At 37.7% G+C, this 24,465-nt stretch carries 17 protein-coding genes; 7 read left to right on the top strand and 10 right to left on the bottom strand.

What is annotated here, in order from left to right; all coding sequences use genetic code 11:
• Positions 1-220: 220 nt before the first annotated feature.
• Positions 221-1,054 (bottom strand): universal stress protein, encoded by an 834-nt coding sequence (locus tag H344_RS0102530; protein ID WP_026808844.1) that lies wholly within the window; start codon positions 1,052-1,054, stop codon positions 221-223.
• Positions 1,055-1,415: 361 nt separating this feature from the next.
• Between H344_RS0102530 and H344_RS0102525 the strand changes: the two genes are divergently transcribed.
• From H344_RS0102525 to H344_RS0102515, 3 genes are all read left to right on the top strand, one after another.
• The gene (locus H344_RS0102525; RefSeq protein WP_026808843.1) at positions 1,416-2,672 is read left to right on the top strand and encodes an APC family permease; all 1,257 of its coding nucleotides are present in this window, start codon (positions 1,416-1,418) and stop codon (positions 2,670-2,672) included.
• Positions 2,673-2,991: 319 nt separating this feature from the next.
• The gene (locus tag H344_RS0102520; RefSeq protein ID WP_034256061.1) at positions 2,992-4,203 is read left to right on the top strand and encodes a class I SAM-dependent rRNA methyltransferase; all 1,212 of its coding nucleotides are present in this window, start codon (positions 2,992-2,994) and stop codon (positions 4,201-4,203) included.
• Between the two features lie 175 nt (positions 4,204-4,378).
• Positions 4,379-4,879: a PF20097 family protein gene (locus H344_RS0102515; protein ID WP_026808841.1), complete on the top strand. Its 501-nt coding sequence runs from the start codon at positions 4,379-4,381 to the stop codon at positions 4,877-4,879.
• Positions 4,880-5,025: 146 nt separating this feature from the next.
• Here H344_RS0102515 and H344_RS19610 read toward each other — a convergent pair whose 3' ends face one another.
• Entirely contained in the window at positions 5,026-5,439 is a 414-nt protein-coding gene (locus H344_RS19610) for a DUF805 domain-containing protein (protein ID WP_051254050.1), read from the bottom strand.
• A 333-nt stretch (positions 5,440-5,772) separates the two neighbouring features.
• Between H344_RS19610 and H344_RS0102505 the strand changes: the two genes are divergently transcribed.
• Positions 5,773-6,651 carry a pirin family protein gene (locus H344_RS0102505; protein ID WP_026808840.1) on the top strand — a complete coding sequence of 293 codons (879 nt, stop codon included), beginning with the start codon at positions 5,773-5,775 and terminating at the stop codon, positions 6,649-6,651.
• Positions 6,652-7,059: 408 nt separating this feature from the next.
• Here the strand turns inward: H344_RS0102505 and H344_RS0102500 are convergent, their stop codons facing one another.
• From H344_RS0102500 to H344_RS0102465, 7 genes are all read right to left on the bottom strand, one after another.
• The gene (locus H344_RS0102500) at positions 7,060-8,091 is read right to left on the bottom strand and encodes an amidohydrolase family protein (RefSeq protein WP_205667112.1); all 1,032 of its coding nucleotides are present in this window, start codon (positions 8,089-8,091) and stop codon (positions 7,060-7,062) included.
• A 1,082-nt stretch (positions 8,092-9,173) separates the two neighbouring features.
• Positions 9,174-10,433: a nucleoside permease gene (locus H344_RS19605; protein ID WP_051254049.1), complete on the bottom strand. Its 1,260-nt coding sequence runs from the start codon at positions 10,431-10,433 to the stop codon at positions 9,174-9,176.
• 106 nt (positions 10,434-10,539) lie between these two features.
• Positions 10,540-11,319: a 3-keto-disaccharide hydrolase gene (locus tag H344_RS0102485; protein WP_084148722.1), complete on the bottom strand. Its 780-nt coding sequence runs from the start codon at positions 11,317-11,319 to the stop codon at positions 10,540-10,542.
• A gap of 138 nt (positions 11,320-11,457) precedes the next feature.
• A complete protein-coding gene (locus H344_RS0102480) occupies positions 11,458-12,765 on the bottom strand; it encodes a Gfo/Idh/MocA family protein (protein ID WP_026808837.1) in 1,308 nt (435 codons plus the stop codon).
• A 5-nt stretch (positions 12,766-12,770) separates the two neighbouring features.
• Positions 12,771-14,342: a RagB/SusD family nutrient uptake outer membrane protein gene (locus tag H344_RS0102475; RefSeq protein ID WP_026808836.1), complete on the bottom strand. Its 1,572-nt coding sequence runs from the start codon at positions 14,340-14,342 to the stop codon at positions 12,771-12,773.
• A gap of 13 nt (positions 14,343-14,355) precedes the next feature.
• Positions 14,356-17,751, bottom strand: a complete 3,396-nt coding sequence (locus tag H344_RS19600; protein ID WP_051254047.1) for a TonB-dependent receptor — start codon at positions 17,749-17,751, stop codon at positions 14,356-14,358.
• A 153-nt stretch (positions 17,752-17,904) separates the two neighbouring features.
• Entirely contained in the window at positions 17,905-19,053 is a 1,149-nt protein-coding gene (locus H344_RS0102465; protein ID WP_026808835.1) for a FecR family protein, read from the bottom strand.
• Between the two features lie 117 nt (positions 19,054-19,170).
• Here H344_RS0102465 and H344_RS0102460 point away from each other — a divergent pair, with 117 nt between their 5' ends.
• On the top strand, positions 19,171-19,755 hold the full coding sequence (locus H344_RS0102460; protein ID WP_026808834.1) for an RNA polymerase sigma factor: 585 nt from the start codon (positions 19,171-19,173) through the stop codon (positions 19,753-19,755).
• A 379-nt stretch (positions 19,756-20,134) separates the two neighbouring features.
• Here H344_RS0102460 and H344_RS0102455 read toward each other — a convergent pair whose 3' ends face one another.
• Entirely contained in the window at positions 20,135-22,510 is a 2,376-nt protein-coding gene (locus H344_RS0102455) for an outer membrane beta-barrel family protein (RefSeq protein ID WP_026808833.1), read from the bottom strand.
• A 568-nt stretch (positions 22,511-23,078) separates the two neighbouring features.
• Here H344_RS0102455 and H344_RS0102450 point away from each other — a divergent pair.
• Positions 23,079-23,858, top strand: a complete 780-nt coding sequence (locus H344_RS0102450) for a HipA family kinase (RefSeq protein ID WP_026808832.1) — start codon at positions 23,079-23,081, stop codon at positions 23,856-23,858.
• A complete protein-coding gene (locus H344_RS0102445; RefSeq protein ID WP_026808831.1) occupies positions 23,848-24,231 on the top strand; it encodes a DUF3037 domain-containing protein in 384 nt (127 codons plus the stop codon). The genes H344_RS0102450 and H344_RS0102445 overlap by 11 nt, the downstream gene beginning before the upstream one ends.
• The last annotated feature ends 234 nt before the right edge of the window (positions 24,232-24,465 follow it).

Raw genomic sequence — 24,465 nt, 5'->3', positions numbered from 1 at the left:
TTGCATTTATGGCTTCAGTTTTATTGTGTTTTATAGAATAGCACCTCCCATTGTCTTATTCTATCGCACCGTACTAAATTGGCTTGTAAATAATATACTTCCATAAAATAAAATCTGCCCAAAGAAGGGCAGATTTTATACTATTCTAAACTAACCCTTTCAACACGCTACGTTAGAAAAATGAATCGCTTTGGGAATAGCAAGAAATCAAACTGTAACACTAGTTTTTATGGGGTATAACAAAAAACGGAATATCAGAATGATATCCTATTCTCTTTATAACAGGCTCTTTAATAAAATCTTCAATTATACCATGCTCATAATTAATCATGGTAAGGATATTAATATTATTTTCTTCAATAAAACTTTCTATAGCATCTTCTTTCTTCCCTTTTTCAGGAACCCAATTAAAGCTATGTTGATAGTCCCTTAAATTAGTTTTAAGGAAATCCATATTCACATTCTGTTTTTCAGTAAGTTCATCTGTGCTGTTAATATGCAGCACTTTAATACTTGAATTATATAAAGCTGCTAAATTTTTAATAGGCTGTAATTCATCTCCATACTCCCTATTAAAATCGGTAGGAAAGCCAATCTTATTTGGTGCTACATATTCAAAATTACTTGGTATCAACAGTAAAGGACAAAGTCGCACCTTGTCTATTACAGATACTGTATTACTACCAAAAAGAAACTCTTTAGCACCTGTAGCGCCTTTTGTTCCCATTACTATTTGGTCTATAGAATGCTCTTCAATTACACTCTTTATAGCATCCAACAACGGATCGAGACGAAAAAGGGTTTCAAACTTATGGTCGCTATTTGTGCTATTCTTTAAAGCACGTTCTTTTACCTCTGTCAACTGCTCTTTTGCTTTCTCTTGAATTGTGTCTATATAACTAGGGGAAACGTAGGTTCTAGATCCCGAAGTGAAGGTCCACGCGTGTAAAAAATAAAAGGTACACGGCTTTTTAGCATATAGTTTTAATGCATACTGTGCTGCACTCCACGCATTTTCCGAAAAATCTGTAGGTATTAAAATATGATGTCTCATACTGTTTTTAGTTCCTTTATCTTTTATAAGAATTAATGTTCATTTTAAAAAGTAAAGCTAAGAGTTAAAGGCAAGGAGTAAAATGACATCTGTCAGTTTTTAATCGATTTAAACGAGCAAGAATGGGCTGTTAATTATCGCCTTGTCACTTCAGATTGTTTAACCATACTACGTTCATAGATTAGGACTACTCAAATAGAACTTGTTCTCTCTTGGTTTAATATTTACCTTCCTACCTTTTTTAAAACACTACTAAAAATGGCTAGATACAAAATAGATCTTTTTGATAAATAATTCATTTTGGAAATTGATGCATAGCAGTAGCAATTTTTTAATAGATAGTAATTACTAAAGAAAAGGAATGAAAAATTCTGTTGATAAAGGTCTTCGTAGGTCTTTAACCTTAATGGATGCAGTAGGCATTGGTTTAGGTGCAATTATAGGGGCGGGTATATTTGTAGTAACCGGAATCGCAGTTGGTGTTTCGGGTCCGGCTTTTATTATCGGGCTTCTGGCAGCTGGAATTATCGCTGCTTTTAATGCTTTAAGTTCAGCACAATTAGCAGCGGTATATCCGCAATCCGGAGGCACTTATGAGTATGGGTATATTTTATTAAATCCTGTTTTTGGTTTTTCTGCTGGTTGGATGTTTTTAATTAGCAAACTTTCGGCTGCAGGAGTTGTAGCTATAGGATTTGGTAGTTATTTCTATCAATTAGTTCCAATAACTTCCCCTATTAACCTATCTATCATTGCAGTTATTCTGCTCACCGCTGCCAATTATTTTGGTGTTAAAAAAGTGGGTAATCTTAATATTGCTATTGTTGCCATCACCATAACATCCCTTTTATATCTAACATTTAGTGGAATACCCGAAATAAAAGAGGAGAATTTTAAACCCTTTGCCCCATTTGGAATTTCGGGAATTGCAGAAGCGGCTGCATTACTATTTTTTGCATTTACTGGTTTCGCAAGAATCGCGACGCTCGCAGAAGAAGTATCCGAGCCCAAGAAAACTATACCTAAAGCAATTATTATTACCATTGTAACGGCTTTATTACTATTCCTAGCCATTTCTATAATAGCTATTGGGGTTATAGGTTCGGAAAAGATGGCAAGTAGCACTTCCCCATTACAACTAGTTGCAAACGCACTTTCTACTCCTGCAGTTAGCATTATAATAAATCTAGGAGCTTCTACCGCCATGTTAGGGGTATTGCTAAGTCAGGTTTTAGGAATAAGTAGAATGATGTTGGCCATGGGTAGGAGGCGCGACCTACCCCCTATTTTTCAACGAATACACAGTCGTTACCAGGTACCCCATATAGGGATAATGGTTACAGGTGTAATCATCTTACTATTTACCCTCCTCGGTTCATTCGAATTTATTGTAAGAGCAGCTACTTTTACTATTCTTTTATATTATAGCATAACTAATATAGCAGCCATAAGACAACCATTAAAGGAACGGATATATGGCAAATTCATCCCTGCTTTCGGTCTTTTAGGTTGCCTAATTATGTCTGTTTCCCTTCCCATAAACGTCATAGTTTCTGGTGTTGGATTACTTCTTATTGGTTTTGTGTTCCGGTACTTAGTTCATAAAGTATATGGTTAGGCTTATACTGCCCTTTCTCAAGACCTAGTATTTAGATTTAGGAGATAACAAAAATAGGTGAGGTAAATCGATTCAGTTATTATGAAGTATGGGTGGATTACTTTTTTGCATCAAATTTTAGCAATAATTTTTTTGAAGGAATTGTACTAGCAAGCAGTATTTAAACTAGGAGATTTCTATTCAGATTCTATCCATTTTAAAAAACCAATAAACCACTCTATTTTAGTAGTTTTGTCATCTGAGGAAATTGAGCTAAGTTGCTCCACTAATTAATTAAGAGGGAGCACATGCTGAACTATCAGTCTCTATATTCAAATACATGAAAGTACCTGCAACCATTGCCATTAAACTAACCAAAGTAGCCGAAAGAGCTGTAAAACAAGGACATCCTTGGGTATTTGAACAAAGTATTGATAAGGGTCCGGCCGGAACTGCAATTCCTGGAAGTTTGTGTGTATTATTTGACCACAGGACCAATAAGCCCTTTGCTTTTGGATTATGGGACCCAAGAGAAATTATCCGCATCAAAATTATTTACAGGGGTACTCGACTACAACTAACGCCTGACTTTTGGAGAGATCAACTTAAAGAAGCGTATTCTAAAAGAAACGACTTAATTAAAAAAGGAGTTACTGGCTACAGAGGTATTCATGGCGAAAATGACAGCTTTCCAGGGTTAGTATTGGATGTATATGCTGAGGTAGGAGTGTTAAAAATTTACTCTGAAATATGGAAACCTTATACAGAAGTTCTGATAGAAGAGATAAAAAGGCAATATAACCTAGCGACAATAGTAATCCGATTTAGTCGAAAAATTCTCAAGCACAATTCGTTTCCCTATGAAGAGGGAGCTGTTATTGGCAAAGCACTTCCAAATGAAAAAGTTGCATTTAAAGAATATGGCGTACAGTTCTTTGCCTATACCCAATCGGGGCATAAAACGGGTTTTTTCTTAGATCAAAGACCTAATAGGTTATGGGTGCAACAAAATGCAAAAGGAAAAAAGGTATTGGATGTATTTAGTTATGCAGGTGGTTTTGGCATACACGCATTAAAAGGTGGAGCCCAGTCTTTAACTTCAATAGATATTAGTGCACCCGCAATGGATGTTGCTTCAGAAAACTTGGTGCTTAATGGACTAAACGCCAAAAAATGGACACCCCTGGTAGCGGATGCGTTTACCGCTTTAGAAGAATTAATTACACAGAAAAAGCAATTTGATATTGTAATTATAGATCCACCTTCTTTTGCCAAACAAGCCAGTGAAGTACCCACAGCTTTAAAACAATATCAGCGATTAGCGCAATTAGGTAAACAATTGGTGGCTGTAAATGGTACTTTAATCTTAGGCTCCTGTTCTAGTAGAATTAATTTAGAAGACTTTGAGGTAGCACACCAAAATGCGGGGATTATCCCTTCTAGTGGATGGAAGTTTTTACATGCTACTTTACACGATGATGATCATCCTATTTCTTTTCCAGAAAGCAAATATTTAAAAACAGTTTTCTATAAAAAAACCAAGGAATCCTAAGCAGGTGCGATGGTGACTAACCCTACTAGAGAACAGATTGCTTAGGACAATATTTAAAAGGATTTTAGTTTCAGAAGATTCTAATTCATTTTTTCCTAAATTGTACATCCGGATCAGAACAAGATGAGATTTAGTTTTGTTAAATAATAATCGGGTTAACCATTAAAATAATTAAATGAGTTTAGAGTGTACTTACTGTAAAGGAGAACTAAAAAATGGACAAGTCAGTATTCACGGGACATTTGGTGGATTTATGCTATTTGGACTATCCCATCAAAACTTATATTTTAAATCGGATTCCGGTAAAGAAATTAAAATTTTAGGCAGCACTATAAGCACTCCTGCACTGAGATGTGAAAATTGTGGAGTGGTTATCCTTAACAAAACAATAGATTCACAGCGTCCGCGAGAAATTCTCAATGAGATACTTACTGTAACCGCTTCAAAAGAATTACAAGAAAGTATTATGAAGGCCAATCCAGAGGCTAATATTCAGGATGAAATAGAAAAAATGTGGGTAGATTTTTATTCACCTCAAGCAACTGAATTTAAAGAATCGTTCACTTCAGATGAGCTAGTATTCTTATCAGAATTTAATGACCTAATAGCCTCTAAAAACTGGAAAGAAATTGAAGCTGTAGCAGATGCTAAAATAGACTCGATAGTAGTAAATTAAGGGATACCCTCAAATTATAAGGATCCCATAAATTAGTCATTCATAGGATCCTTAATTACTACTGTGTACTATAACAAATGGTTAGCTACCATCTTCAAATACCTAATCACATTTATAAGAAAGATTGGTTTTGTAGTACTTACCTCCTACTGAGATGATACATCCATTCTTGTTGCACGCCCTTCGTTTATATAATCCTCTTCCTTTGGGTTTGGGCCATATTCATTGGTTCCTGAAGTTCCTTCGGTCACAAAAAGAACCAATAACCAAATTCCTCCAATTAATGGAATCAAGCCAATTAATATCATCCAACCACTTTTTCCAATATCATGAAGCCTTCTTACTCCAACCGCTAAACTTGGAATAATAATAAACAAAGCATATAAACCATATAATGGACCATAACCTATCTCCTTCATTGCAATCCCCAGAACATTATCGAGAACTATTGCTACCATTGCAAAAATCATATTGAATAATACAAACATCCAATATTCTTTTCTTCTAGCCCTACCATTAAAGTCAGCAAACTGTTTTAAAACTTTTAAATACCAATTCATATCTATTTTCTTTAATTATCCTACTCGTAAGGTTTTTCAGTTGCACCCCGTTTATTAAAGTGGGTTGCGGACTCCACTACTACTATTTATGTCTGAATATGTCTGAACAGATACATTGGTTAAAATCAACTTTTCGAACTAACGAACCTAAATTATTGATTTTATTGAACGGATAAATTATTATAATAGTATAGTTGCTTACTTGTTTCTATAAAATGGAATTCCTATTATAAGAAATGATAAACACCTATTTTATTGCTAATTTTATAGTGTGTAATCCCTCAGAGCAGATCTCTGACGGGAATTAACAATTAGTCAAAAAATAATAAACAGATGAAAACAAAAACAGTAGAACTAGTAGCAAGTCCAAGGGACCCCCATTTTGTGGGGGATGGATTTAGGGTACATAATTTTATTCCAAGCGGATTCAGGATGGATATGGAGCGAATGAGTCCCTTTATTATGTTGGACTACAATTCCAAATATACTTTTCCGCCTTCCGACACTCCTAGAGGGGTTGGTGTGCATCCCCACAAAGGTTTTGAAACCGTAACCATAGCTTATAAAGGTAAAGTTGCCCATCACGATAGTAGCGGTGGCGGCGGAACAATAGGTGAAGGCGATGTACAATGGATGACTGCCGCTAATGGGGTATTACACAAGGAATACCACGAAGCGGAATGGAGTAAAAAGGGTGGCGAATTCCAAATGGTACAATTATGGGTGAACCTTCCTGCAAAGGATAAGAAAAGTGATCCAAAATATCAGGCAATAAAATATGAAGATATCAATCGCTATGAACTTAATAACGAATCCGGTAATATAGAAGTCATCGCGGGTGAATACAAAGGCACAAAAGGTTCTGCTTCTACCTTTACTCCCGTACATATGTTTAATGCCAAACTAAAAAAAGGCGGAAAGGCAGATTTTCAATTTCCTGCCCATTATACTACTGCCTTGCTTGTTATAGAAGGAAGTATGGTGATCAACGGAAATGAAGAGGTGCCTACAGATCATTTGGCATTAATGGCAAACGACGGAGAAACTTTTGAAATTGAAGCGACAGAGAATGCTGTAGTGTTGGTGTTAAGCGGAGAACCCATTAATGAACCCATTGCCGCACAAGGCCCCTTTGTAATGAATACCAGAGAAGAATTGTTAGAAGCCTTTAACGACTTCAATACCGGTAAATTCGGTTATTTGGAAGACTAAATTATAGGTGTGAAAGAAACCTTTTTATACTTACCAGTAAACTACTTCGGGGCAGGCCCGCCTGTAAGATTCGGGCAAGAAAGCCTCGGAGCAACTTGCCTGACGACAGTCAGGTTTAAATATCGATTATTGAGTAAAATTAAATGCCACGTCAATTTGCCGTGGCATTTGTGTTTATGCTTAGTTTCAATGTTTATATTCAAAATATGGAATAAGGTATTAAAATATGATAATAATTTAATGCCTAGATACGAATAGCTGCGCGCCTTTACCGAGGTTCTTTTGGGCATACACGTTTAAGGGCTTTAGCCCAATCCGTATTGCTTGATTAACCGGAAATCATTAAAACTACACTAAGTCTGCCTGTACAATTCAATACGAAATAATGTTTACAATAAACTTAAATATTTATTCCCCTTGAAACATATTAAACCATTTCTTCGCATTATGTAAGTAGATCTTATCTACCACCCGCTTTGGTAGTTTTAAGCCTTTAAATTCTTCATTTATCAGGTTGCTTGTCATTACCTCATCAGTTACAAAAAATCGCCAATCGCGCAGCCAGGTATCATGCATCTCCTGTTGTAATTCACTGGCATCATCCTTTCCTTCATCAACTAAATCCGTTGCATAAAGTACACGATCTTGGTACTTTATAAAAAAGTTGCGCACCTTTTCCCTATCCTCTGCAGTCTGATAAAAAACCTGACCCATTCTAGCTGCAAGATCTATTGCCATATTTGGGAACTTATCTAGCCTTTTTGCCAATTCGTCTACACTCCATTCCAAACTCCCCATATGCGCTCCAATAAAGACTAGATCAGGGTGATTTTCCAACATTCTGTCCCGAGCTGCTATCTGCTCTTCATAAGAGGGTAGTTCTGGGTGTTGGTACATATGGTACTGAGGATGTTCTTCAAAATATTCCCTATCGTTATTAGTGGTCATTTCATCTAAGGGAAGCCAACAGTTTTTTGGTTCTCCTAAGTGTCCTAGCACGGGTATCTTTTTACTTACCAGGTGATTGAAAATTGAATCTAACCTGGGGTGATCTATCATAATTAATTGGTTTTCTTTATCACGAAAATCCATACCAATATTCTTCCAAACCTTAACGCCAATTGCTCCTTCTTCAAAATTCTTATCCAACCAAGCAATGGTATTCTTTATGAAGTCGGGATTATCCCAATCTTCTATAGAAAATGAGGAAACAACTTCAAATTGCTCTGGATGGACTTTCTTTTGAGAAAAACTATAATCGTATTGTGATTTTATGAGTTCCTTCCAATTAGAAAGATCCACCATAATATTCAGCAATCGAAAATTGTCTTTCTTTGCTTGTTCTACAAAACTGTTCCGATTAGTAAAGACATGAATATGAGTATCTATTTTAGATACGCTATTAAAGTCTTCCAAAGTATAATATTCTTTGTTTTCCATGCATGATAATGTTAACAGTATTAATAAGGCACTCCACCGTAGTAGTTTCATTCCGTTGGTTTTTTTATCGGTATATATTGTGTTGTTTATTTTATAATTGGTTCTTTAGGGCTTGAAAACCAATTTGTCTACTCTACCTGCTTTTCATTTAGCTCATTGATTTTTAATTGTTTTTAAAAGGCATTCATGAATTCCGTTAATAATAATAAACAAGCGTATGAACAAAAGAAACCAACAGGGCCGAAAAACCAAGGTATTGTGTTCTTTACGTGAGAATTTTTGTATTTCACAAAATCGCTTATTAACTAAACTATAGAGAATCCGCTTTGCTTTGAGTGTTCGTTCATTTTTTGCATCGCCCAAAAAACGAACCAAAAAACGCTAGGCTGATTTTAATGTTCTATAAATCTACGTACTTTCCACGCCGCGCCGTCCAGGCCGCTTTCACTAGGGTGAAACGCTCTTTGGACGGCTTCCTCCACCCGCTGTGAAAAGCACTTGATTTTTAACGAAAATTAAAATAGGCCGTAACCCTAGTAAGAATCATGATTCTTAAAAGTAAAAAGTATGTTAATCAAAAATATAATTAAACTATCTTGTCGGCTTTCTTCCTTCCTATGAGTGAATATTCAATTTACTCAAGTGATTCTTATTTGTTTTTTAACGGTTTTTCGTGAATCTTCAATTTCTTTACTTTCCAAAGAAACAGCACCGATAAACGTAGTTACGGTGTACCTTGGTTTAAAGGAGCCAGCCGTAGCCAATACCAATGTGTTAAAAGGCCCTCCCTTCAAATGCAAATCGTTGCATTTATATTTCGGTCCTTTGTGGATTAGGGATTTTGCTTCGCGTTTATTAAAAATTTATACTATCCCCTAAACTAACTCTCTTTAACAAGTATTCATGCCGATTAAAAGATTATAATAGGTTCCTTATATACATATCTTTATTAAGTATCAAGTTCATGCTTCTAAAAATAGAAATTAAAGACAGTTGTTAGCTCTTTACTGCGCATAACTCCGGTAGAAAGGAATGAACAGGCATCCCTTATTTTTCTTTTTAAAATACGCACTATTGGCCATTCAACTATCCGAATCTTTATGATCTGTTTTAGGTAAAATGTTTTGTGCCTTATTATCTAACACCAGCGGTCCGACGAGATTTTCCCTGAAGAAAAACATGAACAGCAATCCTACTACCAAGGCTATTATTGCCGGAACCAACCAAATGGATTCCCATTGGTAACTTAAAACCCCTTTAATTTCTACAAGGAAATTATCGGTTACTGCTCCAGATACAAAAGAACCAATAAACATCCCCACCCCATAGGTAGCAAAGGTAATTAGCCCTTGGGCTGAATTTCTAAAGGAAGGTTTACACTTCTTATCAATATAAATCTGTCCCGATACAAAAAAGAAATCATAACAAACTCCATGTAAAATAATCCCTAAATACAGCATCCAAATTCCAGGACCTATATCTCCATAGGCAAAAAGAAGGTACCGCACTACCCAGGCAAAAATACCTATCAGCATCATTTTTTTAATGCCCAGCCTTCTAAAAGCAAGGGGCATCAACAACATAAATAACAATTCAGAAACCTGCCCCATAGTCATTTTAGCGGCAGCATTATCCATCCCCATATCATTTAGGAAGGGATTGGCAAAGTTGTAGTAAAATGCCAAGGGAATACAGACTAAAATCGAGCTAACAAAAAATACAATAAAGGATCTTTTCTTAAATAGGACGAGCGCATCTAAACCTAGAATGGAGGAAATGCTTGCACTTTTACCCGTAGGTGGAGTACTTGGCAGAAAGAAGCTAAGTATCCCTAATACCAAAGAACAATAGGCTGCAATACGAAAAGTCATATAAGACGTTTCCAATTCCATGAACCCTATTAGAAGTCCGGCTGCAATCCACCCTACAGTTCCTAATACCCTAATACGTGGAAATTCCTTATCGGGGTCTTCCATTTGAGAAAAGGAAATGGAGTTCACCAAAGACATGGTAGGCATATACAACAAGGTATAGAGCAAAATTAACCACCAAAATTCTTGAAAATGAGAAACGGTACTTATATAATACAAGGTAGCAGCTCCCATTAAGTGTAGTGTCCCTAATACCTTTTGGGCGGAGAAAAATCGGTCAGCAACCAATCCCACAAAAAAAGGTGAAATAATAGCGGCAATAGAAAGGTTGGCATAGGCTGCCCCTACCTGTGTGGCATTTACCTCTAGGGAAGACATTAGATAGGTGCCCATGGTAACATACCACGCTCCCCATATAAAATACTCCAATAGCATTAATACGGATAGACGTAATCTTACTGTGTTTTTCATGCTGGTAGTTGGTTATATATTTTGTTGAATGATTCAATTGGTCAGAAAGAATCATAAGAAAAGAAAAACCTGACCATATAAAGTCAGGCTTCCAATTCCTTAAAAACTAGTTACTAAGCAAAGGAGCTATTTGCTCAGGAGACGTTACTCCTGGTGGGAGTTCTATTACTTTTAAATTTCTAAAGTGAATTTCCGCTCCTTCAGATTCCAGACATAAATACCCTTTCTTTTGAGTGGACTTAGAAATTCCGTTTACAAATTTTCCGTTTACCGCAAGTTTAATCACCCCATCTACACAAACAACATCATAGGTATTCCATTCTCCTTTTCCTTTAGCTCTATTCTCAATAGATTTACTTCTCTCCCCTCTTGGATTGTCTGGTTTAGTTACGACACCACCTACACCCCAAACTTCTCCATGAACATAGGCTATTGGTTGTGGAACGCCATCTTTTGCATTTATATTTACCCAATCTAATTCTAACATCTGAATTTCCACCCCATCTGGCAATGGAGAATTCCCCTTAGGATCTGCACCACTCCAGGCGAAGATTCCAGAGTTCCCTCCAGCTTCCATATGTCGCCATTCTACATGCATAATAAAGTTTTCGTACTGTTTTTCTGATCTTACCACTCCAATAGGATGACCTAGATTTACCAACACCCCATCCTCACCAACGGTCCACCCCTCTTTTACGGTATTCACATTAATCCACTTAATAGCAGATTCTTCTCCCGATTTCCCAGAGATCATATTTTCCCAGGTATTATCGCTACCAAATTCAAATTCGAATGCCTGATCCTGGGCATTAACTTGAACCCCAGTTAGGGCAATCAATACCACCGATAAATGGGCAATTTGTTTTCTAATTGAAAAATTCTTCATGTTCTTATGGTTATATATTTTTTTTACAATATAGCAATGGTCCTATATATTACAACATATATTTTTTTAAAAGGATATAGTAAACTCGAAAAAAAGCGATTCGGGCAATTCCAAACCACTTTTTCACGAGAACTATAATTACACCATTTTGGTCACTCCTGGTATTGCTATTCCAGGTCCATCATACTTTAAGTCCCAACTGTATTTATCATTCTCCGGACCTAGGGATACCTTAGAATTCATCGCTTCCTCCCAGGTAATAGTCTGTCCGGAATAAGCTGCATCTCTAGCAATAATTGCCATTAGCGTGCTGTTCGCAGCCCTTTCTCCATCGTTTATAGCACTTCCCTTACGGATAGATTTAAACAAGGCATCGTGCTCACTTTGGTACATATCATTGGTTTCCCCTTCATACCTCCATTCATTTTCTCCCCAAATCTCATGTCTATTGCCCTGATAAAAGGCATTACCTAATGTCCCTGCAATTTCTACAGAGTTTTTAGACGATCCTCCACTTAGCTGTCTGGTAGAGATATTCCCTTTTAATCCGCCGCCATAATCGAATTCTACAGCAAAGTGGTCATAAATATTACCGTATTTTTTATCCGTACGCCACTGCCTACCTCCTACTCCGGTGGCACTCAACGGCATTCTTTCGCCCATGGCCCAGGAAATCATATCGGTACTATGGACAAACATTTCAACAATAAAATCGCCACTCAACCAATTGTAATAATACCAGTTACGCATTTTATACTGCATATCATTCCAATCTGGTTGGCGATCTTTATACCAAAGTTCCCCTCCGTTTCTAGTGGAGGAAATGGATTTTATATCTCCTATTTCTCCGTTCAACACCTTTTCAAAGAAGGCCTGTTTAGGCAGGTCGTACCTAAAACACAAACCAGAAACTATGGACAGGTTCTTCTCTTTGGCCAATTTTGATGCTGCCAAAAATTTACGTATCCCAGGGGCATCTACGCCAACGGGCTTTTCATAGAACACATGTTTACCCGCTTCTATAGCTGCACTAAAATGCTTTGGCCTAAACCCAGGAGGTTCGGCCAATAGCACCACATCTACACCAGAATCAATTAATTTCTGATAAGCATCAAAACCAACGAACTGTCTTTCTTTTTTTACATCAGCTCGCTGTCCATGTTCATTGTTTATCAATTCTAAGGAGGTGGTTAACCGATCTTCAAAAACATCGGCCATAGCATGCAGAACCGTATTGGGGTCAGCATTAAGTGCTTGTACGGCCGCACCGGTACCTCTACCTCCGCAGCCTACCAATCCTACCTTCAACACCTTATCCTGTGCAAGGAAAGGATTTGCAAAACCGGCATTTAGGGTCGCTGCACTAAAAAGTGTAGCGGCCCCTGCCTTTTTTATAAAGGCTCTTCTATCTGAACCTTCTGATGAACTATTCTCTTTTTTAAACATAATTTCTACTTAACATACCCTGGATTTTGGGTAATTACATCATTAATATCCATTTCTGCTTGAGGTACAGGCCAGCAATAATCCCTACCAGCATTAAAGCTCGCTATCCTTCCATAGTCTAATATCTTCCATTGCCCAGCATCCTTGTAGTACATACCTTGAACCAATCCGGCTTTTACTTCACCTATCTTCCAACGGTTAATATCAAATAAACGCAAGCCTTCAAAAGCCAATTCTCTTGCTCTTTCGTCTCTAACCATTTCTCTTAATTCTGCCTGCGTCTTTCCTGGGGTAATCGCTGGCATTCCTACCGTAGGTCGCTGTCTAATATCATTAATTGCCTTGTAAACCGAAGCATCTATGTCATTTAATTCTATTTTAGACTCGGCATACATCAGCAATACATCAGCATAGCGCATCAATATCATATTAATATCTCCTAGGTTAGAGTTAGCAGCAAAAGACTCATAATCTACCCACTTCTTTAAATTATAACCGTGAACGGTAGAAAACTCCGTACTACTAATCTTATCAGGAGTAGGACTATCTGGCCAGGAGTTATAGGTATTATTGTTTCCTATAGGCTGACCAGTATAATAAGCGATATAATTCCACCTTGGATCTTTATTCTCAAATGGATTATCTGGATTCACAGGGCCGGTATATTCGTACTTTTCAAAAAGACCGTGCATAGGCTCTACTCCAGAACTACCACCTAAGGAAGCTGCAGAATAACCAAAGGCATTATAGGTATCTCCACCAACGGCGAATTGCCTATCAAAAATTACCTCAGAGGAATTTTGTCCTTCTACCTGAAACAACTTTTCATAATTGTTGTAAAGACTATAAATACCCAAATCCATTACTTTTTTGGAAGCATCACGAGCAAGCTCATAATTACCGTTACGGATCGCTACTCTTGCCAATAAGGTTAAAGCTGCCCCGTGGGTAACCCTTCCGGTATCATCCGCAGAATAAGTCAATGGCAGCGCATTAGAGTTTATAATGTCGTTCAGCTCATTTATTACAAAGGTGACAATCTCTTCCCTAGAATTTGTAGGACGTTGATCATTGATATCGATAACCTCAGTAATTAAAGGCACATTACACCATAGACTAGAAAGTTGCGTATAGTAATAGGCTCTAAGAAATTTAGCCTCCGCAGTTAGTCTAGCAATCTCCTCTGGATCTGCATTCTCTAATTTTACAATATTCTGAATAACATCATTGGATTTTCTCACCCCTCTATAGTAGCGGTTCCAAATACCAGTAATAGTACCATTGGAAGGATCTATTTCTCCAAAACGGACATCATTAAAAGTAGGAACGTTAGAGTACTTGTGATATCCCAGATCGGTGATACCATCTAGTGCCATAACCATTTGCGTACCATCCAACTCGGCATATACAGCATTTACGGCTAATTCTGCATCTCTAACAGTAGACCAGTAGGTAGTTTCGGAAACTGCCCCAGTCGGTTGTATATCTAAACCTTCATCAAACCCTTCACTACATCCCAAAAACAAGGCAACGGTAGCGAAGAATAATAAACCTTTTATATTATTATTTCTTTTCATGATTTTGTCTTTTTTAAAATACGATGTTTAAACCTACGCTTATAGTCTTTGTTTGTGGAAAGAACTGACTCCTACCTCTAGGGGTTTCAGGATCAAAAAGATTCTGTGGTGTAAAGGTTACCAAGTTTTCTCCTGATACATACATCCTAAGGTTAGAAAACACGTCCTGCTCTAAAGTATATCCCACTTGGAAATTCTTTAGCCTAGCATATTTTGTATCTACCAACCAGAAGCTCGATTTAACGATATTCCAGTTTCCACCAGCGATTACCATTGGCCATGTTCCATTAGGATTTTTAACAGGATCGAAAGCATTATCTGCCATTTCCTTAGGAATAAAATTCTGATAAGCAGGTCCTTCTACCAATGCACCATCAAGTGTATGGTATTGCTTTAATACGCCCTGCCAGAACATGGAGAAGTCAAAACCTTTATAAGAGGCATTGAATCTTAAACCGAACTCGTATCGCGGATCTTCATTTCCAATTATAACCTGATCTCCTCCTGGAGCTAAAGATTGAGAAATAACACCGTCGCCATTTACATCTTTGTATATGATACTACCAATTCCTGCATTAGAACTCAATTTTGCAGGGTACTTATCTAAGTCGGCCTGCGTACGATAAAGTCCTGGAGAATCTAATCCTCTAAGTGCGTTAATAGAATATCCCTCTTGCCATACGGTAAAGGCATCGTTAAAATAAGGTCCGGCTCCCTTTAAGTCTTCAATCTTATTAATTACATCAGAGAAATTAACCCCAACGGTATAGTTAAATCCATCATCATCTTTAAACGGACTGTGGTAGGTTAAACTAAGCTCATATCCATTATTGGAAACCGCTGCTGCGTTTTGTACTGGTGCTCCTACTCCAATGGTACTAGAGATAGGCAATTGCAGTAGAATATCATCAGTATATTTTCTAAAATACTCTCCTACAAAAGAAAGTCTATTATTCATAAAAGAAGCATCTAGACCAAAGTTGGTAATGGTAGTGGTTTCCCAGGTGATATTAGAATTCCCTGCCTGAGTAATAGCAGATCCAGAAACTACATTCCCACCAAACTGATACCCTTGATTTAGGTTATAGGTATTTCTAAACTTATGAAGTCCAATATTCTGGTTCCCCAATTGTCCCCAAGATGCTCTTAATTTAAGATCACTTAGAACAGAACCGTCAGAAAGGTTTTCCATAAAAGACTCATTAGAAATATTCCAACCTCCAGAAACAGAAGGGAAATACCCATATCTGTTACCGTCTCCAAATCTAGAAGAACCATCTATCCTTAAATTCGCTTGTAGTAAAAACCGATCGTCAAAGGAATAATTTACTCGCCCAAAAAAGGAACGAAGTCTCCACTCTTCCCTATATCCGCTTATACTCTGGTTATCTACCCCACCAGCGCTTAAATCACGAAGGTCATTATTAAAGAAACCTTCTCTTTTAGCGGCTACGTTTTTAAGCTTGTTGTGAATCTCCTCGTACCCTATAAGAGCCCCAAGGTCATGATTACCAAATGTTTTCTCATAATCTAGAAATAACCGCTGACTCAATTCTCTTTCAGCAATATTCCTTTCTGTTAAGCTATTAGTAGCAAACCACCCAGATACGGTAACAGGCTCACCAGTTACATAGTTTTTCATCCCTGCTAGGCTATTCATAAAGGTAGAAGTCCCTTGGTGATTGTTTTTAAAGGTTACGTTTCCTTTTAGGGTAAGCGCATCCGAAAACTTATAATCAAAGCCTCCTTGTGCTACTACATCATTAGAAATTCTTTCAGTTTCCCCTTCATTGGCCATAGCCGCGGCATTCCATTGTCCGGAAATTAGGTCGTAGGTACCATCTGGATACTCCATCACCACATTTCTGTTCATATGCAAAAGTGCCTGTACAATCTGTTGTCCTGCAATACCAGAGGAATTTATAGCATGCCCCGGTCCAGAGAAGTTCCCGTTACGGTAGGTAAGTCCAACTTTAAAAGTAAGCTTATCATTTGCATATAAATCTGCATTCACTACTACGCTAGTCCTTTTATTATTGAAGTTTTTAATAATACCATCGGTATCGCTATAGTTTAAGGAGGTAAAAATTTTCCCTATCTCGCCACCGCTAGATATAGAAAAACCATGTTGATTCATCAGGGCTCCATTTCTAAAGATTCCCTCTTCCCAATTTGCCCATGGAAATTCTAACGGATTTGTTCCTGCAACCACATTAGAGATATACTCCTCAGAAAAAGTAGGAGAACCACCGGCATTTACCTGTGCATCATTTTCTAATCTCATCCAGGCCTCATCACTCGGTTTTTCTGGAAAAAAACTAGGGTGCTGCACCCCTATTAAAGTATTGTAAGACATGGTAGTCCCGGTAGAAGCACCACGTTTTGTAGTTACTAGAATAACCCCGTTAGCTGCCCTAGATCCGTAAATAGCGGCAGAAGCAGCATCTTTTAATACGGAAATAGACTCTATATTCTGTGGCTCAACAGTACCTAGTGCCTGCTCAATACCATCTACTAGAACTAGCGGATTGGCATTGTTAAGAGTACCTACCCCTCTAATTCGGATTTTAACATCTTCTACCCCTGGTGCTCCACCCGAGTTAAAAATGGTAAGTCCAGGAACCTCCCCCTGCAAAGCATTTGCGGTATTGGTAACGGGACGCTGAGCAAGTTGTTCGGTAGGAATGGTACTAATTGCCCCAGTAATTTTTTTTCTGGACTGGGTTCCGTAACCTACAATCACCACCTCATCTAATCCGGAAGCACTTTCTTCCAATTGTACATTAATGGTAGTTTGTCCGTTTACGGCAACCTCTTTGGTAGCAAAGCCGATATAGGAAATCACCAAAACGGCATTTTCACTAGCTACTTCCAAGGAGAAGTTCCCATCAAAATCAGCGGTAACCCCATTAACGGTTCCTTTCTCTACAATATTAGCTCCAGGTAGGGGCATATTAGTTTGATCGGAAATGGTTCCAGAAACGGTAAATTGCAGGGGTTTGATGGTAGCATCATTTTTACCAGCAGTACTCTTGGGAAGGGCCTTTTGTTCCAACCTGCTCAAGATAATCTGTTTGTTCAATACCTGATAAGCTACATCGGTATTATTAAAAAGTTCCGATAAAATAGTAGCAATTTTTTCTTTATTTGCTTTTATAGAAACTTTTCTATTGAGGTCTACATCCTTCCTATTCAATAGAAACTTAAATTCCGAAACGGCTTCAATTTCCTGGATTACCGTTTCTACAGTTGCATTGGCCAGGTCCAAGGAGATTTCCTTGTTCTGTGGATAGGTGTTTGCCTGAAGCTGAAATAAAGAAACGATGGTCAGCAAAAAGGTGAGTCGCATTTTCAGGCTTCGTTTAAAAGGGTGGCGCAAAGCACCCTTAAGTTTAAAATGGTTTTTCATAATCTAGAAGTGTTAACTGGTTTTTATTCGGTTAAATTATTTTTGTGAAATTGGATGTAGTACTCTAACAATCCAATTTAGGTTTTCAAAACAATCTGATTACTAATAGGTTAAATAGTTTATTTCATTCGGATAGGGTTTAGGGTTAAACAATTATTGAATTCTTACTTCGTTATTTTCTATACTATAATCAATGGTATAGCTTTTACTAAACGATTCTAGCACCTGGTCTATGGTCTCAATATCAAAAGTGGCATCGAACACTTGCTCGTCTAATTCTTGATTATTATTGGTAATAGCCACATTATAATGTCGCTCTAAAGCCTGACGGATTTTACTAAATGCTGTATTTCTAAATACTAACCTACCATGTTTCCATGCGGTATAGATTCTTGTATCTACTTTTTCTACCGATATTTCACTCTCCTTTTTATACCATTCTCCCTTAGTACCGGGTTCCAATCTTGTAGTAGCTATTTCGGAAGTTGCATCTCCATTAATTTGAAGCGCTACGGCCCCCTCTATTAAAACGGTTTGTATGTGATCATTTTCTGGGTAATGGGAAACGTTGAATTCCGTTCCCAATACTTCTATTTCCATTTCATTAGCGTGGACAACAAAAGGATGTTCTTTATCCTCCATAACATCAAAATAAGCTTCCCCTGTTAAGTAAACGGTACGCTCTTTTCCTTTTACAAAGGCAACGGGATACTTTAAAGACGTACCCGAATTTAAAAATACCTGAGTCCCATCAGAAAGCACTAGCTGAAACTGTTTGCCATAGGGAATTTGTAAAGTATTGTACACCAAGTCTTCGGTATTTGCCGTACCAGTATATACTAATTTAGAATTCTCTAGTGCTCCTATTATACTTCCATCAACCTCCATAACCGTATTTTCTTCTAGTGCAGTTAGCGTTTCCACTGCTCCGTTACTCAGGGTAATGGTAATTTGGTTCTGTTTGTTCTGAAGGTTATTAGCATCAGGTTTTGCAAAAAATTTTAACTGTATCAGGTACCCAAGCGAGAGAAGTAACAATGCTATTGCGGCATATTGGGTAATGCTTTTAAAAAAACGCTTCTTTTTATCTCTTTTTATTTTATGAGCTAGCTTCTTTTTTATGCTACCAATATTTGGGCGATTCAGGGCGGTAATAATTTCAAGATGCGATTGTACATAGGCATCAAATACCTCTTGATTCCCTTCTAATAGGATCCAATCTGAAAGTTCATCAAGCTCCGCTGCAGTAGCGGTGTTCAATAAAAATTTAACAATTAACTGTTCTACCTCTGGCCGGAGCATAGTTAGTCTTTTTAGGTATAGACAATGCAAAATCAGATTACCCTAACTTTTTATCCAATTATTTTTTATATTCACAGCTAATAACACCAACCACTTTTATTAAACCAATTATTTAACATGAAAAATGATGACAATAATTTTCTTGTTCATCGGCTTAAAATTGGAGAAGAAACTGCTTATGACTCCTTAATAGACTTATATAGCCAAAGACTGTACGGATATGCTCTTAGCCTAACTCGCGACCATGCACAGTCTCAGGACATTGTACAAAACGTATTTATAAAGACTTGGGAAAAGCGAAAAAAGCTAGATATACATACCTCTTTAAATAACTTTTTGTACCGAGCTGTTTACAATGAATTTATAAACCAGTACAAGAAGAAAAGATCCAATAGGGTATTGGAGCAAAAGTATTATAATAGTTTAGAGAAGGCGGTGCTTGTTCAAGACGACTCTTCCTATGAACACATCACCAAAGAAATATTTAAGGAAATAAAACGCCTACCCCCTAAATGTCAACAAGTCTTTATCCTCAGTAAGCAAGAGGGACTTACCAATACAGAAATTTCTAAATACCTCAATGTTTCTATAAAAACGGTGGAAGCACAAATCACCAAGGCCTTTCACATCCTTAGAGGAAGAGTAAGTACAAAGTACGATATGGTTTTTGTAATCGTTTTCGGAAAGAATTCTAGAGGGTAAGGTTCAATAATAATTGATGAATTTTTTTTGTGTTGATGTTAAGTTTGCATGATTTTTTCATTTTGATTAGGCCAAAGTCACGGATGGGATTTTTTCCCTACGACTACATCTAACTGCAGTAGTAAACTATAGAATGTGGTTCAGCTGGGGTTGTGCCCCTTCGACTACGCCTCCCTTCGGGAGGTAAACATACCTCCGGTAGGTAAACCTCCATAAAAAGGGTCCGGATGATTTCATTATAATTAAATGTAGAAATCCTGATTATTTAATCGGTCCTTTTGAGGATCAGTAACACAAAACAACATGCTTACTGCATTGGATTTCAGCTTAGTATTGCCTTTAAAAATACCGCTCCATTTCTCTTAAAGCTATTGTTGTATTACCGTCTTCTTTGGCCAGAGTATTCCATGGCTTCGCCTTTCCCAAAACCGTAACTGAAGCCGAAGGATACAAATCGGCCTCTTTGTCGTGTATTATAAATTTCAAAATCCGCCTGAGCAATCTGACTCTCATCAATTCTCGATTCAAACAAATCCCTTACACTCAAGCTGAGGACCGCCTTGCCTTTAAATAAACTTTTCCTAAGTCCTAAGTCCATATACAAGTTATCGCTAATAGTACTCTGAACGGTTTGGTAACTCGATTGATAATTACCCGTTATCTCCAGGTCAATATCCAACGGTAATTTATATTTGGTCATTAATTTGGCCGACCATTGGTCCCCGCTAAAATCGAATACCGTAGTATCAAAAATTCCTTCCCGTTTAAACTGACTATAATTAAAATCCCCCGTAAGGGTAAACCATTTTACGGGACTATACTTGGTGTTAAACTCGATCCCATTAGATTGATTGGTTCCAATGTTTTCTGGTCTATACGTACTTACATTATTTTGGAAGGTAGACACACGCTCTATAACATCGGTAGTATACCTTCTATAGACACCAAGGTTTAAAGAGGTCTTCCCTAAAATATAAATACTAGTGATCTCATAAGAATCTGTAAATTCCGGTAAGAGATCAGGATTCCCTTGCCGGATGCTAAAATTGTTCCGAATATTAAAAAAGGGATTTAAATCCCATAGCCTAGGCCTGTAGATACGTTTGGAATATCCCGCTTGTAAGGATATCCTATCGCTAAACTTATAGGAGGTATGTACACTAGGGAAAAAATTGGTATAATCCTGATCATTAGCTTCCCCCGAAGTAGCCAATAAAGTGCTCAGATTGGTATGCTCTAATCGTATCCCTGCTTTTATCCCCCATTTCTCCCCTTCATAAGAGCCAGTACAATAGAGTCCCAATACTTTCTGATTGTATTCAAAAATATTTGTCAGCCCTGGATCGTTTTCAAACGCTCCATCAACTAGGTTATTCACCTCATAATCATTGCTCACATCATTCAGCACATATTGCGCCCCGGTTTCCAAGGTCCATTGCTCTGTAAAGGGATTGGTATAATCCAATTTATAGGTGAATACCGCTTCCTTAAAATCCGTTCGCGTTTGCTGGGTGGCATCATTATTATCTCCAGAAATAGTAGTATTTATAAATTCGGACGACTGGTCTTTACCGAAAAAGTTTCCCAAGGCACTAAACAGCAAGGTATGCTCCTCATCCCCTTTAAAATCTTTTTTATACTGCAACTCATATTGCAACTTGGGGTTTTTAGCATCAGTAACCTCATTTCGTTCCCATTCCGCACTAGCCTCTCCCCCAGAATTAATGGCCGCAAAGGTTGTGGAAGAAGGTTGCTCCTCTATTTCCATGGCAAAATTTCCTGATAGGGTAAGTACATTGGTTTCATTAATATGATAATCCGTTCCCAAAACTATATTATAATAGGTTTCGTTTCGGTATTCTATCCCACTACTACGGATTGTCTGATTATTCACCAGATCTACATTTCTGGTCTCTATATCATTGGGTAATTCCCGAATTCCGACTCCTAGCTGACTAAAAAGGTTAAATTTCTCGGTACGCCTGTTTAGGCTTACTCCAACGCTATGCGTATTGGGAGCACCTGTATTTACAGAAATAGAACCATTTAGCCCCTTCCGCTCCTCCTTTTTAATAACAATATTAATAATCCCTGAAGTCCCCTCTGCATCATACTTTGCAGACGGATTGGTAATTACCTCTATTCTATCTATCATATCGGCAGTAATAGTCCCCAAGGCATTCCCTTGCTCACTAGCGATAATGGAGGGTTTCCCGTTGATTAGAATTTGTACACCCTGACTCCCACGTAAACTCACCTGACCTTCTATATTTACATTTACCGAAGGCACATTGTTCAGCACTTCCAGGGCACTGGCCCCTGTAGTACTCAGGTCTTTCCCCACATTAAAAACACGCTTATCTAATTTAAATTCGGTCCGGGATATTTCCCCTTGTACTACTACCTCCCGCAGTTGTTCCGCATTTTCTTTTAGAGCTACAGTCCCTAAATCTATGATGGGTGTGCTACTGATAGGTTTGGCAAAAGATTGATTTTGAAACCCCAGAAAGCTAACCTCTATATAAAAATTATTGGCGTCGGTCTTTAACTCAAAACTACCATCATCTGCTGTGGTAGTTCCTGATATCGGCTTTTTAGTATCAACATCCGCAACCATTACCGTAGCAAAGGCAATAGGTTGTCCGCCTGTTTCTTCTACCACCTTTCCGGTAATAGTAATGAGCTTTTCTTGAGCATTGGATATGGGAGAGTATAATAATATAAGGAATAGTAGTTGGAGCGTGGAGTATTTCATGAGTTTATTGTTCCTATAGCAGGTGTAATATACGAATTTGTAGGTTGCAAACACTTTGTAATAAATGCTTTAACTATTATATAAATCAAGGAAGTTTACACGGGAAATGAATTGGTTTATAGTTGGGTTTTAAAAATCTTATGCTTCCATTTTTAGCACCCTTCGACTACGCATGCCTCCGCCATGTAAACCTACCCCGGTAGGTGAACCTCCCTAAAAAGGGTTCGGATGACTTCATCTAAGCAAAAGGTAGAAATACTGATTTTCCAATTGGTCCTTGGCGGATCAGGAAATCTATTCCCATCTGTTTTCGACTAAGTATTAACCATAGAGTGATGATTTAAAATCTTAATGGTGAATTACCACGCGTGAATAGCCGCGTGTGAAGTGCCACGGGTGAATTACCAAGTGTGAATTGCCACGCGTGAATTGCCACGCGTGAATTGCCACGCGCTTTTAAGCCGTGGAACAAAGAACATAATCACACCTTCATTTACTTAGTAATTTATTAGTACAGTCGGCGTACAATTTGAATTTTAGGTCGTTTACTTTTTCTATATTAGCCGTCATGAATAAGATTGATATTAGAACGGTAAATGTGGTTCAGTATATAAAACCACTACGGGAAGGAGGCTCCTTACCTGCTATCGTTAAGGCCGATGATGAATTTCTTTATGTCTTAAAATTTAGGGGCGCCGGACAAGGGAAAAAAGCGTTGATTTCTGAACTAATCGGTGGGGAATTTGCACGGGCTATCGGACTAAAAGTACCAGAATTGGTGTTTATGAATTTAGATGACACCTTTAGTAAAACGGAACCGGACGAAGAAATTCAGGATTTACTAAAATTTAGTGTAGGCCTTAATCTGGGATTGCATTTTTTGTCTAGTGCAATTTCCTATGATCCTTTAGTTTCCACCGTAGATTCTATGACCGCCTCCAAGGTGGTCCTCCTAGATAGTATTATTAGTAATATTGACCGTACAGCAAAAAATACCAATCTATTAAACTGGAATAAGGAATTGTGGGTAATAGATAACGGTGCTAGTTTTTATTTTCACCATAACTGGGAAAATTGGAAAAATCATCTTTCCCGGACTTTTCCCCTAGTAAAAGACCATGTGCTTTTAGAGCGGGCCCATAATTTAACAGAGGCCGCAGAGGAAATTAAAGTTAAACTAAATCAAGACAAACTGGCTGAGGTAATTGCGTTAATCCCAGAGGAATGGTTAACCAGCGAATCGGACACTATGACTCCCAACGAAATGAGAGCAGCATATATGGAGTATATGAATGCTAAACTTTCAATGATTAATTCATTGGTAAAAGAAGCTGAAGATGCAAGATAGAGTAAAATATGAATATGCCATTATTAGAATTGTCCCCAAGGTAGAACGTGGGGAATTCTTTAATGTAGGAGTGTTGCTTTTTTCTAAATCGAAAAAATTTTTAGGTGTAAAGTTTCATATTGATCCAAAGAAATTAGCGGTTTTTTCTGCTGATTTGGATTTGGATTATCTGAATGAGTATTTAGGGGCTTGGAAATTAATATGTGAAGGAGCACCTTCCTCGGGGGCTATTGGAGAATTGGAACTAACAGATCGCTTCCGTTGGTTGGCGGCTTCCAGGAGTACTATTATACAAACCTCCCAAACACATACCGGCCTTTGCCACGATCCCGAGAAAGAATTGGAGGTTATTTTTAATAAACAGGTGGTGTAAGTTTTTGTAGTACAAAGTATTAAGTAGTGAGTAGTTAGATTTGTTTGATACAAACCTTTAAACAATTAACAGTAAACAATAAGCAATTAACAATGCGTTTCAGAAAACAGTGTTCAGTAAAAAGTGAACAGTCGTCAGTTATTGTAGTATTAAGTACAAAGTATTGAGTAGTTAGATTTGTTTGGTACAAACCTTTAAACAATTAACAGTAAACAATAAGCAATTAACAATGCG

It is taken from the genome of Arenibacter latericius DSM 15913 (genome assembly GCF_000424985.1).
Classification (GTDB): Bacteria; Bacteroidota; Bacteroidia; order Flavobacteriales; family Flavobacteriaceae; genus Arenibacter; species Arenibacter latericius.
Note: the sequence above shows the minus strand (reverse complement) of the source record. Positions and strands in the feature narration are given on the sequence as shown.

Excerpts from the sequence above, each read along its gene's own strand:
- H344_RS0102530 (WP_026808844.1), bottom strand. The coding sequence starts at position 1,054 with ATGAGACATCATATTTTAATACCTACAGATTTTTCGGAAAATGCGTGG.
- H344_RS0102525 (WP_026808843.1), top strand. The coding sequence starts at position 1,416 with ATGAAAAATTCTGTTGATAAAGGTCTTCGTAGGTCTTTAACCTTAATG.
- H344_RS0102520 (WP_034256061.1), top strand. The coding sequence starts at position 2,992 with ATGAAAGTACCTGCAACCATTGCCATTAAACTAACCAAAGTAGCCGAA.
- H344_RS0102515 (WP_026808841.1), top strand. The coding sequence starts at position 4,379 with ATGAGTTTAGAGTGTACTTACTGTAAAGGAGAACTAAAAAATGGACAA.
- H344_RS19610 (WP_051254050.1), bottom strand. The coding sequence starts at position 5,439 with ATGAATTGGTATTTAAAAGTTTTAAAACAGTTTGCTGACTTTAATGGT.
- H344_RS0102505 (WP_026808840.1), top strand. The coding sequence starts at position 5,773 with ATGAAAACAAAAACAGTAGAACTAGTAGCAAGTCCAAGGGACCCCCAT.
- H344_RS0102500 (WP_205667112.1), bottom strand. The coding sequence starts at position 8,091 with ATGGAAAACAAAGAATATTATACTTTGGAAGACTTTAATAGCGTATCT.
- H344_RS19605 (WP_051254049.1), bottom strand. The coding sequence starts at position 10,433 with ATGAAAAACACAGTAAGATTACGTCTATCCGTATTAATGCTATTGGAG.
- H344_RS0102485 (WP_084148722.1), bottom strand. The coding sequence starts at position 11,319 with ATGAAGAATTTTTCAATTAGAAAACAAATTGCCCATTTATCGGTGGTA.
- H344_RS0102480 (WP_026808837.1), bottom strand. The coding sequence starts at position 12,765 with ATGTTTAAAAAAGAGAATAGTTCATCAGAAGGTTCAGATAGAAGAGCC.
- H344_RS0102475 (WP_026808836.1), bottom strand. The coding sequence starts at position 14,342 with ATGAAAAGAAATAATAATATAAAAGGTTTATTATTCTTCGCTACCGTT.
- H344_RS19600 (WP_051254047.1), bottom strand. The coding sequence starts at position 17,751 with ATGAAAAACCATTTTAAACTTAAGGGTGCTTTGCGCCACCCTTTTAAA.
- H344_RS0102465 (WP_026808835.1), bottom strand. The coding sequence starts at position 19,053 with ATGCTCCGGCCAGAGGTAGAACAGTTAATTGTTAAATTTTTATTGAAC.
- H344_RS0102460 (WP_026808834.1), top strand. The coding sequence starts at position 19,171 with ATGAAAAATGATGACAATAATTTTCTTGTTCATCGGCTTAAAATTGGA.
- H344_RS0102455 (WP_026808833.1), bottom strand. The coding sequence starts at position 22,510 with ATGAAATACTCCACGCTCCAACTACTATTCCTTATATTATTATACTCT.
- H344_RS0102450 (WP_026808832.1), top strand. The coding sequence starts at position 23,079 with ATGAATAAGATTGATATTAGAACGGTAAATGTGGTTCAGTATATAAAA.
- H344_RS0102445 (WP_026808831.1), top strand. The coding sequence starts at position 23,848 with ATGCAAGATAGAGTAAAATATGAATATGCCATTATTAGAATTGTCCCC.